Annotated in this window: 11 protein-coding genes; 6 read left to right on the top strand and 5 right to left on the bottom strand. The window is 63.8% G+C overall.

Going from position 1 to position 12,212, the window contains the following annotated elements; translation table 11 throughout:
• Positions 1 to 64: 64 nt before the first annotated feature.
• Genes BLQ09_RS14005 through BLQ09_RS13995 form a run of 3 tightly spaced genes read right to left on the bottom strand, consistent with a single transcriptional unit; the run spans position 65 to position 3,582 of the window.
• Positions 65 to 1,576 carry a sugar ABC transporter ATP-binding protein gene (locus BLQ09_RS14005; RefSeq protein ID WP_027607264.1) on the bottom strand — a complete coding sequence of 504 codons (1,512 nt, stop codon included), beginning with the start codon at positions 1,574 to 1,576 and terminating at the stop codon, positions 65 to 67.
• Positions 1,577 to 1,591: 15 nt separating this feature from the next.
• Entirely contained in the window at positions 1,592 to 2,524 is a 933-nt protein-coding gene (locus BLQ09_RS14000; protein WP_027607263.1) for a sugar ABC transporter substrate-binding protein, read from the bottom strand.
• A gap of 50 nt (positions 2,525 to 2,574) precedes the next feature.
• Positions 2,575 to 3,582, bottom strand: a complete 1,008-nt coding sequence (locus BLQ09_RS13995; RefSeq protein WP_092357397.1) for an ABC transporter permease — start codon at positions 3,580 to 3,582, stop codon at positions 2,575 to 2,577.
• Positions 3,583 to 3,944: 362 nt separating this feature from the next.
• Between BLQ09_RS13995 and BLQ09_RS13990 the strand changes: the two genes are divergently transcribed.
• From BLQ09_RS13990 to BLQ09_RS13980, 3 genes are read left to right on the top strand one after another with little or no spacing between them, the layout of a single operon-like run.
• Positions 3,945 to 4,781 carry a transketolase gene (locus tag BLQ09_RS13990; protein WP_092357395.1) on the top strand — a complete coding sequence of 279 codons (837 nt, stop codon included), beginning with the start codon at positions 3,945 to 3,947 and terminating at the stop codon, positions 4,779 to 4,781.
• The gene (locus BLQ09_RS13985; protein WP_092357393.1) at positions 4,771 to 5,703 is read left to right on the top strand and encodes a transketolase family protein; all 933 of its coding nucleotides are present in this window, start codon (positions 4,771 to 4,773) and stop codon (positions 5,701 to 5,703) included. The genes BLQ09_RS13990 and BLQ09_RS13985 overlap by 11 nt, the downstream gene beginning before the upstream one ends.
• Positions 5,704 to 5,708: 5 nt before the next feature.
• Positions 5,709 to 7,184, top strand: a complete 1,476-nt coding sequence (locus BLQ09_RS13980; protein WP_027607259.1) for an FGGY family carbohydrate kinase — start codon at positions 5,709 to 5,711, stop codon at positions 7,182 to 7,184.
• A gap of 161 nt (positions 7,185 to 7,345) precedes the next feature.
• Here BLQ09_RS13980 and BLQ09_RS13975 read toward each other — a convergent pair whose 3' ends face one another.
• Complete coding sequence (locus BLQ09_RS13975) at positions 7,346 to 8,290, bottom strand: aliphatic sulfonate ABC transporter substrate-binding protein (protein WP_092357391.1); 945 nt, start codon at positions 8,288 to 8,290, stop codon at positions 7,346 to 7,348.
• 235 nt (positions 8,291 to 8,525) lie between these two features.
• Between BLQ09_RS13975 and BLQ09_RS13970 the strand changes: the two genes are divergently transcribed.
• Genes BLQ09_RS13970 through BLQ09_RS13960 form a run of 3 tightly spaced genes read left to right on the top strand, consistent with a single transcriptional unit; the run spans position 8,526 to position 11,342 of the window.
• Complete coding sequence (locus BLQ09_RS13970) at positions 8,526 to 9,584, top strand: ABC transporter substrate-binding protein (RefSeq protein WP_092357389.1); 1,059 nt, start codon at positions 8,526 to 8,528, stop codon at positions 9,582 to 9,584.
• Entirely contained in the window at positions 9,571 to 10,560 is a 990-nt protein-coding gene (locus BLQ09_RS13965) for an ABC transporter permease (protein WP_092357386.1), read from the top strand. Before BLQ09_RS13970 ends, BLQ09_RS13965 begins: the two co-directional genes overlap by 14 nt.
• Positions 10,554 to 11,342 (top strand): ABC transporter ATP-binding protein, encoded by a 789-nt coding sequence (locus tag BLQ09_RS13960; RefSeq protein WP_092357384.1) that lies wholly within the window; start codon positions 10,554 to 10,556, stop codon positions 11,340 to 11,342. Before BLQ09_RS13965 ends, BLQ09_RS13960 begins: the two co-directional genes overlap by 7 nt.
• Here the strand turns inward: BLQ09_RS13960 and BLQ09_RS13955 are convergent, their stop codons facing one another.
• On the bottom strand, positions 11,343 to 12,191 hold the full coding sequence (locus BLQ09_RS13955) for an AraC family transcriptional regulator (protein ID WP_092357382.1): 849 nt from the start codon (positions 12,189 to 12,191) through the stop codon (positions 11,343 to 11,345).
• Positions 12,192 to 12,212: the final 21 nt, after the last annotated feature.

Here is a 12,212-nt window from a genome sequence, read left to right as displayed (position 1 = left end):
ACTCCCTCATCGGGGGCAAGCCCCCTCCCACAGTTGATCTCCATTGTCTGTGAGGACCGGGTTCCTACGCGGTGGCCATTTCCATCACCGCCACCGGCGTGGCCTCACCGCGCTGCAGAATCCCCATCTGCCGTCCCCGGCTCATCACCATCACCCGATGGGACAACCCCAGCACTTCATCCAGGTCGGAACTGACCACAATCACCGCCATGCCCTTGGCCGCCAGGTCCGCGATCACTTCATAAATCGCCGCCCGCGCACCCACGTCGATGCCGCGTGTGGGCTCATCGAGGATGAACACCTTGGGGTTGCGCGCCAGCCACTTGGCGATGATCACTTTCTGCTGGTTACCGCCGGACAGGCTGGAAATCCGCGACTGCGGCGCACCTTTCACCCCCAGTCGCGCCACCGCCGTGCGCGCGAATTCGCGCAGCGGGGCAGGGAACACCCAACCGCGTTTATCCAGCAGGTCGGTGTTGCCATAAATCAGGTTGTCTTCGATGCGATGCTCCACCACCACGCCTTGCTGCTTGCGGTCTTCCGGCACCAGCACCACGCCGGCCTGGATCGCCTCGAAGGGCGAGCGCAACTGGCGGATCTCGCCATCCAGCACCATATGGCCCCGAATGTCCTGGGCCGCGCCGGCAATGGTACGCACCAGTTCGGTTCGCCCGGCGCCGACCACCCCGGCAATGCCGAATACCTCGCCGGCCCGCACGCTGAAGTCGATGCCGTGCAAGGCAAACTCACGGCAGGTCAAATCCTTGACCTGCAACATCACCTGCTCCTGGGGTGCCTGCAACGCAGGGAAGATCCGCTCCAGGCTGCGCCCGACCATCTGCTCCACCAACTCCCGGACCGGCACCTGGGCCGTGGCATGCAGGGCGATCTGGCGACCGTCGCGCAGCACCAGCACGCGGTCGGCGATGCGTGCGATTTCTTCCAGGCGGTGGCTGATATAGATAAACGACACACCCTCGGCCTTGAGCCGTTCCACCTGCTTGAACAGCAGCTCGGTTTCCTCGCCACCCAATGCGGCGGTGGGTTCATCGAGGATCAACAGGCTGGCCTTCAGCGTCAGCGCCTTGGCGATTTCCACCAGTTGCTGGGCCGCCACGCTCAGGCCTTCGACCTTGCGCGAGGCCGGCACCTTGAGGCCCAGGCGTTCGAGTTGGATCTGCGCCTGGGCCTCCATGTACTCGCGATCCACCCGCCCACGGCGCATGGGCAGGCGGCCGACGAAGATGTTCTCGGCGATCGACAGTTGCGGCAGCAGGCGGATTTCCTGGTGGATCAGGCCGATCCCGGCGCCCAGCGCAGCCCCCGGTGAAGCGGGGGCGTAGGGCGCGCCGAGCCAGGTCATGCTGCCCCCGGCTTCCGGTTGCACCAGCCCGGCGATGATCGACGACAAGGTCGACTTGCCCGCGCCGTTCTCACCGAGCAGGGCCAATACCTCGCCGGGGCGAATGTCCACGTTGACCTGCGACAACACCTGCACCGGCCCGTAGGCCTTGCTGATATTGCGCAGGCACAGCACCGCGTCGGATCGAGCGGTGTCAACGGCTGCTGCTTGCATGACGACCTCCAAGGCTTACGGGTGCTGTTGCAGGAACGGCGCGACGTTTTCTTTAGTGGTCAGCACGGTGGGCAACAACTGCTCCTTGGGCAAGGTCTTGCCGGCTTTGAGGTCGATGGCCGAGGCCACGGCCAGGCGCCCCATTTTCTGCGTCTGCTGGGTCATGGTCGCGTTCAGCACACCGCTTTGCACGGCCTTGAGCCCGGCCACGTCACCGTCGAAACCGACCACGACCACCTTGTGATCGAGGTTGCCGACTTTCACCGCCTGGGCAGCGCCCAAGGCCATGGCGTCCGCACGACCGAAGAACACGGTGATGTTCGGGTCACGCTGGAGCAGGTCCTGGGCCACGGCGAAGCCTTTGTCCTGGGCCCATTCGGCCGGTTGCTGGGCGACGACCTTGAGGTCCGGGAAGGCTTTCAGGCCCTCCTCAAAACCCTTGGCGCGATCATTCTCGGGGGTGGTACCGATCTGGCCTTGCAGGATCGCGATGCGGCCCTTGCCGTCGGTGATCTTGCCCACGTACTCGGCCAGGGTCTTGGCGCCGGCCACGCTGTCGCTGGCGATAAAGGTGTCGCCCGGTGCGTCGGGGGCGTTGCGGTCCACGGCGATCACCGGGATGCCCGCAGCCTTGGCGGCTTTCACCGGCACACCGGCAGCAGTGGCGCCGGCCGGGATGTAGATCAGCACGTCGATCTGGCGGGTGATCAGGTCTTCGATCTGGCTGACCTGGGTGGAGGAGTTGCCCTGGGCGTCCACGGTGATCACCTTGACCCCCTTGGCTTTGCCTTCGGCTTCCACCGATTGCTTGATCTGGTTGAAGAAGTCGGCCTGCAGGTTGGCCACGGCCAGGCCGATGGTCAAATCCTTGGCCCAGGTGGTGCCGGCAGCGGTGAGGGTGGCGGCGGCGAGAGCGGTGGCCAACAGCAATTTCTTGGGGCTGAACATGTCGGTGACTCCTGGTTTTATTGTTGGAGGGTGTCAACTGTCGAACAGGTTTAACGGGCAGTGCTGGAGCGGCGTCGCAGGGTGTCGATGGTGACGGCGAGGGCGATGACCACGCCGATCACCACTTGTTGAATAAAGGGCGAGACGCCGAGCAGGTTGAGGCCATTGCGCAATACGCCAATGATCAGTACGCCCACCAGGGTGCCGCCGATGCTGCCGACGCCGCCACTGAGGCTGGCGCCGCCAATCACCACGGCGGCGATGGCGTCCAGTTCCAGGCTCAGCCCGGCGCTCGGTTGCGAAGAGTCCAGGCGCGCGGCCAGGGTCACCGCGGCGATGCCGGCCAGCGCACCGCTGATGGCGTATACCCACAGGGTAATCGCCCGCACCTTGATGCCCGACAACCGCGCCACTTCCGGGCTGCCGCCCATGGCGTAGAGGTTGCGGCCACCGGCACGAAAGCGCAGGAACACCCAGGCCACCACCAGCATCACCAGGAACAGGCCCACGGTGGCCGAGAGGAAACCAAAGTGGCGCACCGTCGCCAGGCTGGTGAACCAGTCCGGGTAGCCGACGATCTGCCGGCCTTCGGTGAGGATATTCGCCAGGCCACGGGCCACCGACATCATGGTCAGCGTGGCAATAAAGGGTGGCAGCTTGGCGTAGGTGATCAACCCGCCGGAGACCAGCCCGGCGAGCATGCCGCTGGCAATCGAGATCGGAATCGCAAAGCCCAGGGGCACCGCCTGATCCTGATACAGCCAGCCGAGCATCATCATCGAGAAGGCCAGCACCGAGCCGACCGACAGGTCGATGCCGCCGATCACGATCACCGCTGTCATGCCGATCGCCAGGATGCCCAGCACCGTGACCTGATCGAGGATGTTCAGGCCATTGCGCAACGAAAAGAAGAATTCGGAACTGAAGGAGAAGACCAGCACCAGCAGCACCAGCCCGATCAACGGGCCGCCGATGTTACTGGGCAGCAGTTTGACAATACGTGGGCGGGGTGGCGGCTTGAGTTCGGCCGGGTGCTGGACAATAGCTTTGGCGTCCACAGTGTTCTCCTGAGTTATTTTTTTTGGAGTGCTTTCAGGCGTCTTGAATATTTATGCGTGCCTGACTGTTAATTCAGATTCCAGTGACACCGTGTCAAAGTCAAGCGCTTAATTTTTCTTGCATGCCTCTGATCCGGTGTTTTTGCCCGGCGCAAAGCCACGGGCTAGATGAGCCGGCGTGGGATTTTGGCCGTTTGTCCGAGGGATATTTCCGGGTTTTATTTGGTTTTTCAGCGGTTCGCTCACTTGACCTGCTGGAGGATCGGCGTCTAAATAGAAATATATTGTCACTGCTGAATAAATATTCAAAGACAGCCTTGGACACTTTCACCCCGCGTGGTCAGCCTCAAAGGAGCCGCTGCATGAATGCCTTCCAGTACGACGCCCACCAGATCAAGGAACAGGCCCGCCTGATCCGTCGCCATGTGATCCGCTTGAATGCCGACTCCCCGGCGGGCGGGCACACCGGGGCGGATCTTTCCGAGACCGACATCCTCGCCACCCTGTATTTCCGCATCCTCAACACCGGCCCGGAACGCACCGAAGACCCCGAGCGCGATATTTATATCCAGAGCAAGGGCCACGGCGTCGGCGGTTTGTACTGCTGCCTGGCGCAGGCGGGCTACATCCCCACCGAGTGGCTGCCCACCTACCAGCACTTCAACTCGCACCTGCCCGGCCACCCGGTACGCCAGAAAACCCCCGGCATCGAACTGAACACCGGCGCCCTCGGCCACGGTTTGCCGGTGGCGGTCGGGCTGGCCCTGGCGGCGAAGATGTCCGGCAGCAACAAGCGCATCTACGTGCTCACCGGCGACGGCGAACTGGCCGAAGGCTCCAACTGGGAAGCGGCGATGGCGGCGGCCAAGTACGGCCTGGATAACCTGTTTGTGATCGTCGACAAAAACAAGCTGCAGCTCGCCGGTTTGACCGCCGAGATCATGCCGCTGGACCCCCTGGACGTGAAATGGGCGGCCTTCGGCTTCCGCGTCAGCGAGTGCGACGGTAACGACGTCGACCAATTGATCGAAGCCCTGGAAAGCATGCAGACCAAGACCGGCGTGCCCCAGGTGCTGATCGCCCACACCATCAAAGGCAAGGGCGTGTCGTTTATCGAAGCCCGCCCCGAATGGCACCACCGCGTGCCCAAGGGTGATGAAATCAACGCAGCACTGGAGGAGTTGAACCATGGCGAGTGAACATTTGGCGAGCGTCATGGTGGAAGCGTTTATCGCTGCTGTCGAGGCCGGGCTGGACGTAGTGCCGGTGGTCAGCGACTCCACCTCCACGGCCAAGATCGGCCCGTTTGCCCAGCGCTTTCCCGAGCGGCTGATCAATGTGGGCATTGCCGAGCAATCCCTGGTCAGCGTCGCGGCGGGCCTGGCCCTGGGCGGCAAGATCGCCGCCACCTGCAATGCGGCGCCGTTCCTGATCTCGCGGGCCAATGAGCAGATCAAGGTGGACGTCTGCTACAACCAGGCCAATGTGAAGATGTTCGGCCTGAATGCCGGCACCAGTTATGGCCCGCTCGCCAGCACCCACCACAGCCTCGACGATATTTCGGTGATGCGCGGGTTTGGCAATGTGCAGATCTTCGCCCCGGCCGATGCCGTCGAGTGCCGGCAGATCATCGATTACGCGCTGCGCTACCACGGCCCGGTGTATATCCGTCTCGACGGCAAAGCCTTGCCCGACGTGCATGGCACCGACTATCAGTTTGCACCCGGTCAGGTGGATATCCTGCGCCAGGGCGCCGATGTGAGCATCGTGGCCCTGGGCTCGGTGGTGCATGAAGCGGTGGAGGCGGCGGCATTGCTGGCGGAGCAGGGCATCCAGGCCCAGGTGATCAACCTGTCGTCGATCCGGCCCTTGCAGCGTGATGGATTGCTCAGCGCCTTGAGCGGCACCCGTGCGGTCATCAGTGTGGAAGAACACAATATCAATGGCGGCGTCGGCAGCCTGGTCGCCGAAGTGCTGGCCGAAGCCGGGCTGGGCATTGCCCTGGTCCGCCTGGGTATCGGCGATGGCGAGTACGCCGCCGCCGGTGCCCGCGAACCGACCCGCGCCTTGCATAACATCGACGCGGCTGGGATCGTGGCGGCTGCCACTCGGTTGCGGTGAACCCAATGAATAACAACACCCCGCTGATCCTGGCGATAGATGAAGGCACCAGCAACGCCAAGGCGGTGCTGGTCAACGAACTTGGCCAGGTGATTGCGCGCGGTTCGCGGCCCTTGAGCATCCGCCATCCCCAGGCCGGGTTTTCCGAGCAGGACCCGCTGCTGATCTGGCAAAACACGTTGGCTGCGATTGAAGAATGCCTGGCCCAGGTGGATCGTCCGATCACTGCGCTCGCGATCAGCAACCAGCGTGAATCGGTGGTGGCTTGGGATAGGCATACCGGTGAACCATTGTCGCCGTGCATCAGTTGGCAGTGCCGACGCTCTACGGCGTTGTGCACTCAACTGCATGAGCAGGGCCATGAAGCGCTGATCCTGGAGAAGACCGGGCTGGCGTTGGACCCGATGTTCTCGGCGGGCAAATTTCGCTGGATTCTCGATCACCTTGAGGATGGCCACGCCCGCGCCGCTGCCGGGGAGATCTGCCTGGGCACCGTCGACAGCTGGCTGTTGTGGCAACTCAGCGGCGGCCAGGTGTTCGCCACCGACTATTCCAACGCCGCGCGCACCCAACTGTTCAACCTGCACACCTGCGCCTGGGATCCTGAGCTGTTGGCGTTGTTCGGCATTCCGGCTGCGGCGTTGGCGCCGATCCGGCCGAGCGCCGGTTTCTTCGCCGAAACCGTCGCGTTGGGTGCCTTGCCCGCCGGTATCCCGGTGATGTCGATGATCGGCGATTCCCATGCGGCGCTGTACGGGCAGGGCGGTTTTGCGCCGGGGCTGGTCAAGGCCACCCTCGGCACCGGTTCGTCCTTGATGACGCCCATGGGCGGGCCGATTGCCTCCACCCATGGCCTGTCGACCACCCTGGCCTGGCACGATGGCAGCCAACCTACTTTCGGCATGGAAGGCAATATCGTCCATACCGGCGCTGCCGTGCAGTGGGCGTCGAAGCTGGTGGCGGGAGAATCCCTGGATGCGCTGACCGAACAGGCCGCGCAATTGCCGGATAACGGCGGCGTGTATTTTGTCCCGGCGCTGTCCGGCCTCGGCGCACCGCACTGGAAGGCCGACGCCCGTGGACTCATCTGCGGGTTGAGCGAAGCCACGTCCGGCGCGCATATCCTGCGTGCGGCGCTGGAATCCATCGGCTATCAGATTCGCGATGTGTTCGAGGCCATGCAGCAGGACATCGGCAGCCCGCTCAAGGAACTGTGGGTGGATGGCGGCGCCACGCGCAACCGCTGGCTGATGCAGTTCCTCGCCAACCTGCTGCAACGCCCGGTGGTGCGCAGCCTGTCACCGGAGGTGTCGGCATTGGGCGCCGCGCACCTGGCGGGACGGGCGTTGGGGGTGTGGGCGAATGATGCGGCGCTGGGGCAGTTGGAACGCCAGCGCGAGCGCTTTGAGCCGCAGGAGGATCCGGCGATGGCGGAGCGTTACTCAGAGTGGAAAAAGGCTTTAGCCCGCACACTCCTCTAACCGCATATGCAAACCAAATGTGGGAGGGGCTTGCCGCCGATGAGCATAGGGAACTACATAACGTTGACTCAACACTGAACGTCCGGCAGATAGGGCTGTTGTGGTGAGCGGGCTTGTCGAATCGTCGCACCGCCCCTCCCACATTGAGATCACACCCGCCTTCAAGGCCGCCAGGTCTGCACGTCCTTGGCATCCACCGCCTTGGGCAACAACCCCGCCTTGAAGAACGCATCGGCAATCTTCTGCTGCTCACCCAACTGCTCAATCGTCACCGGCTGCACCTGATAACTGCGGTGCGCATTCGCCGCTTCCACCGTGGCTGCATCCAGGTTGCCCCACAGCGGGCCGAGCACTTTGGCCGCGTCCTGCGGGTTGGTTTTTACCCAGTGGCCGGCGTTTTCAAGCTGCGCATACACCACCTTCAATACCTCCGGGTGTGCCTTGGCGTAGGGCGTGCCGGTCAGGTAGTAACGCTTGTAGCTGGCCAGCCCGGCACCGTCCGCCAGGATGCGTGTCGGCAGTTGGCGCTGCACGCTGGTGAGGAAGGGCTCCCAGGTGACCCAGGCGTCCACCTTGTTGTTCTCGAACGCCGCGCGGCCATCGGCCGGCGACAGGTAAGCCGGCTCGATATCCGAGAACGCCAGGCCGGCCTTGGCCAGCGCGGCAATCAACAGATAGTGGGTGCCGGCGGCCTTGGTTACCGCGATCTTCTTGCCCTTCAAATCCGCTAACTGTTGGATCGGCGAGTCCTTGCGTACCACGATGGCCTGGGCCGAAGGCGAGGGCGCTTCCTGGGCGAAGTAGGTGAGTTTGGCCTGGGCGGCCTGGGCGAAGATCGGCACGGTGTCGGCCACGTCGGCGCTGATGTCCACATTGCCGACGTTCAGCGCTTCCAGCAGCGGCAGGCCGCTGGGGAACTCATGCCAGCTCACCTCGATGTTGTCGGCCTTGAGGGCTTTCTCCAGGGTGCCCTGGGTTTTCAGCAGGGTGATCAGCGTGGAGGATTTCTGGTAACCGATGCGCACGGTTTCCTGGGCGTGCGCACTGACGGCAACGGAAAGGGCCAGCAATCCTAATACAGCGGCGAGGGGACGACGGAGGGACATGGTGGGCTCGATCTTCAGCGAAATAGATCCAAGCTTAATGATCTGAAAACCATTCGATAAATACTCTTTCGATCTGAGCTTAGGGCGGTTTCAGCCGCTTCCTGCCCAGCGGGCATAACCATAGAATTATATGGTTCTTTCATAAAATTCAGTCGTTAATATAATCAAAATGGATTTTTTGACGCTGTCGGCCTTTCTCTTGAGCGGGCTGATCCATTCAATAGGGATACTTCGCATGGCTGCTTTTGATCACCTGACCCGTCGCCGCCTCCTGGGCCTGGCCGGCCTGACCCTGGCGAGCCTGTCGCTGCCGCGCCTGGGCTTTGCCGCTGACGCACATGCCGGCCACAATACCGCCCAGGAGCCTGCCGGCACCGGTGAGTTCATCCGCCTCGACGCGCCGCGCAAACTCAAGCTGGCGGTGAACCTCAACGCGGTGTGCCTGGCGCCGGTGGTGATCGCCCATGGGCAAGGCTTCTTCAGCAAGCACAACCTGGACGTGGAGTTGGTCAACTTCGGCAACTCCACCGAGGTCTTGCTGGAAGCCATCGCCACCGGCAAGGCCGACGCAGGCGTGGGCATGGCGTTGCGCTGGCTCAAGGCCCTGGAGCAGGGCTTTGACGTGAAGCTCACCGCCGGCACCCATGGCGGTTGCCTGCGGTTGCTCAGTGCCGCCAACGGCGGCGTGAGCAAGCTGGAAGACCTCAAGGGCAAGGCCATTGGCGTGACCGACATGGCCAGCCCGGACCGCAATTTCTTTTCGATCCTGCTGAAAAAACACGGCGTCGACCCGGTGCGCGATGTGGAGTGGCGCCTGTACCCGGCCGACCTGCTCGGCACGGCGCTGGAGCGTGGTGAAGTGCAGGCGGTGAGCGGCAGTGACCCGTTCATGTACCGCCTGATCAAGTCCGGCGTGGCGCGGGAGTTGTCCACCAACCTGGTGGAGGAATACGCCAACCTCAGTTGCTGCGTGGTCGGCGTCACCGGCAAATTGGTGCGTGAAGACAAGCGCGTGGTCGCGGCGCTGACCCAGGCGATCCTTGAGGCCCATGACTATTCCGTGCAGCACCCGGAGGACGTCGCCAAAGGCTTCCAGGCCTACGCACTGAACACCTCCACCGAAGAAGTCCAGGCCATCCTCCACGACCACACCCACGGCCACCACGCGGTCGGCGCAGCGCTGACCCAGGAGATCACCACCTACGTCACCGACCTGAAAACCGTGGAAGTGATCAGCAAAGGCACCGACCCGATCGCGTTTGCCAGGGAGATCACCGCCGATGTCTTCAACTGACGCAACCGTCCTCAACCCGCCTGTGGCGCTCAAGCTCGGGTGGCAAGGCGCGGCGGTGGTGACGGCCTGGGTGGCCGTCGCGCTGCTGATCAGCTACTGGCCCAACGCGGTGCGCAATTGGCCGATGACCCAGGGCCTGGCCAACCTCTGCTTAGGCGTGGCAGCGTTGTTCATCGTGCTGAGCCTGCTGGGGCGCAGGCTGTCGACACTCGCGCTGCGCTTGCGCACGGCCGCGCCCTGGCTGATCGCCTTCCCGGTGCTTTTGGGCCTCTGGGAGTTGCTCACCGCCAAGCTTGCGCTGTTGCCGGTGCCGTTCTTCGCGCCGCCCCAAGCCTTGCTCGCGGTGTACATCGAAGACTACCCACGCCTGGCCGACAGCCTGCTGCATTCGGCGCTGCTGCTGGGCTCGGGGGTGGCGCTGGGCGCGGCCACCGGGTTTGTCGCCGGTGTTGCCATTGGCTGGTCCACGCGGATCGGCTACTGGCTGCACCCGGTGCTGCGCATCCTCGGCCCGGTGCCGTCGACGGCGTTGTTGCCGCTGTGTTTTTTCCTGTTTCCGAGCAGTTGGAGTGCGAGCGTGTTTTTGATCGCCCTGGCCACCTGGTTTCCGGTCACGGTGCTCACCTGGTCCGGCGTGGCCAGCGTCGATAAAGCCTATTACGACGTGGCGCGCACCCTCGGCGCCCGGCCGGGTTTTCTGATTTTCAAGGTGGCGATTCCCGCCGCGTTGCCTCACGTCTTCGTTGGCCTGTTCATGGGCCTGGGCGCCTCATTCTCAACCTTGGTGGTGGCGGAAATGATGGGAGTCAAATCCGGCATCGGCTGGTACCTGCAATGGGCCCAGGGCTGGGCGGCCTACGCGAACATGTACGCCGCACTGCTGATCATGGCGCTGGCCTGTTCGGGGTTGATCACCGGGTTGTTCCTGGTGCGTGATCGGTTGCTGGCCTGGCAGAAAGGAGCGATGAAATGGTAGCCCTGGCACACGCGGTATCGGCTTCGGAAGGATTGGCGCTGCGCATAGAAAACCTCAGCCATGGTTTTGCGCTGGACGGCCGGCATTTGCCGGTGTTGGAGCGGGTGTCCCTGGACGTGGCGCCGGGAGAATTTGTGGCATTGCTCGGGCCGTCGGGTTGCGGCAAGTCCACCTTGCTGCGCCTGGTGGCGGGGCTGGAGCCGGCGGACTCCGGACGGCTGTTGGCCGATGGAGAACCCATCGCCGGCCCGGACCCGAGCCGTGTGGTGGTGTTCCAGGACCCGACCCTGTACCCGTGGCGCCGCGTGTGGGACAACGTCGCCCTCGGCCTCGAAGCCCAGGGCCTGCTCAAGACCCATTCGGCTAAGGTCGATGAGGCCCTGCACAAGGTCGGCCTTGGCCCGTTCGCCCGTGCCTATCCCCGGCAGTTGTCCGGCGGCATGGCCCAGCGGGTGGCGTTGGCCCGTGCCCTGGTCAACCAGCCGCGTTTGCTGATCCTCGACGAACCCCTGGGCAAACTCGACTCCCTGACCCGCATCACCATGCAAAAAGAGCTGATCGACCTGTGGCAGCGCCAGGGCTACACGGCGTTGCTGGTGACCCACGATGTGGAAGAAGCCTTGCTGCTGGCCAACCGGGTGATTGTGTTCAGCGACCGCCCGGCGAAGATCCAGGCACAGTTGAGCATCGATAGGCCGTATCCACGGCACCGGGACGATCCTTACCTGGTGGACCTGCGGCGGCAGATACTGGGCCTGCTGGGGTTGGGCGAAAACTGGTAGTCAGTGGGCGTCTTTCAGCGCAATGGCCTGGGTGGTCGTACTTGAGACACCGGCACGGTCCGCCAGGTAACGCGCGGGCGGCTGGCCCACCGCCTTGCGGAACATGGTGATGAAGCCACTGGCGTTTTCATAACCCAGGTCCAGGGCCACCCGTTGCACACTTTCACCCTTGGCCAGCCGTTGCAGGGACAGGATTACATGCAACTGCCGGCGCCAGCGGCCGAAACTCAGGCCCAGTTCCTCCAGCAACAGGCGCGTCATGCTGCGCTCGCTCATGCCGATGCGCACCGCCCACTGGCCGAGGGTGGCTTTGTCGGTCGGGTCGGCCAGCAGGCTGTTGGCCAGGCGGCGCAAGCGTGCGTCCTGGGGCATGGGCAGGTGCAGGGCTTCGACCGGGGCGGCGGCCAGTTCATCCAGCAAGGTGCTGATCAAGCGGCCTTGGGCGCCGGCCTCGTCATAGAATTGCGGGAAGCTGACGGCTTTGCTGATCAGCTCGTGCAGCAACCCGGACACGGCCAGGGTGCAGCATTGCGGCGGCAGGGCGTGGGCGGCGTCGGGGTCGATCAACAGGCAATACACCTCGGCCTCGCCAGAGCCACGCGCCGCATGGGGCGTACCGCCGGGAATCCACAGTGCACACTGGGGCGGCACGATCCAGATCCCCGCTTCGATTTCACAGTGGATGACCCCGCGCAGGGTGTACATCAACTGGCCCTTGCGGTGGGCGTGCTGGGCATGTTCCCAGGTGTCCGACGTGCTGGTGGCGCCCACGGCCACCACGGCGCGGGGGAACAGGTCGGCGTCCTTGGCCATCAACGGGTCGAGCAGATCGAGACGGTGGTGCTTCATGGCGGAGATCGCAGGTTGGCC

The organism is Pseudomonas sp. NFACC25, assembly GCF_900100935.1.
GTDB lineage: Bacteria > Pseudomonadota > Gammaproteobacteria > Pseudomonadales > Pseudomonadaceae > Aquipseudomonas > Aquipseudomonas marginalis.
Note: the sequence above shows the minus strand (reverse complement) of the source record. Positions and strands in the feature narration are given on the sequence as shown.

Excerpts from the sequence above, each read along its gene's own strand:
- BLQ09_RS14005 (WP_027607264.1), bottom strand. The coding sequence starts at position 1,576 with ATGCAAGCAGCAGCCGTTGACACCGCTCGATCCGACGCGGTGCTGTGC.
- BLQ09_RS14000 (WP_027607263.1), bottom strand. The coding sequence starts at position 2,524 with ATGTTCAGCCCCAAGAAATTGCTGTTGGCCACCGCTCTCGCCGCCGCC.
- BLQ09_RS13990 (WP_092357395.1), top strand. The coding sequence starts at position 3,945 with ATGAATGCCTTCCAGTACGACGCCCACCAGATCAAGGAACAGGCCCGC.
- BLQ09_RS13985 (WP_092357393.1), top strand. The coding sequence starts at position 4,771 with ATGGCGAGTGAACATTTGGCGAGCGTCATGGTGGAAGCGTTTATCGCT.
- BLQ09_RS13980 (WP_027607259.1), top strand. The coding sequence starts at position 5,709 with ATGAATAACAACACCCCGCTGATCCTGGCGATAGATGAAGGCACCAGC.
- BLQ09_RS13975 (WP_092357391.1), bottom strand. The coding sequence starts at position 8,290 with ATGTCCCTCCGTCGTCCCCTCGCCGCTGTATTAGGATTGCTGGCCCTT.
- BLQ09_RS13970 (WP_092357389.1), top strand. The coding sequence starts at position 8,526 with ATGGCTGCTTTTGATCACCTGACCCGTCGCCGCCTCCTGGGCCTGGCC.
- BLQ09_RS13965 (WP_092357386.1), top strand. The coding sequence starts at position 9,571 with ATGTCTTCAACTGACGCAACCGTCCTCAACCCGCCTGTGGCGCTCAAG.
- BLQ09_RS13960 (WP_092357384.1), top strand. The coding sequence starts at position 10,554 with ATGGTAGCCCTGGCACACGCGGTATCGGCTTCGGAAGGATTGGCGCTG.
- BLQ09_RS13955 (WP_092357382.1), bottom strand. The coding sequence starts at position 12,191 with ATGAAGCACCACCGTCTCGATCTGCTCGACCCGTTGATGGCCAAGGAC.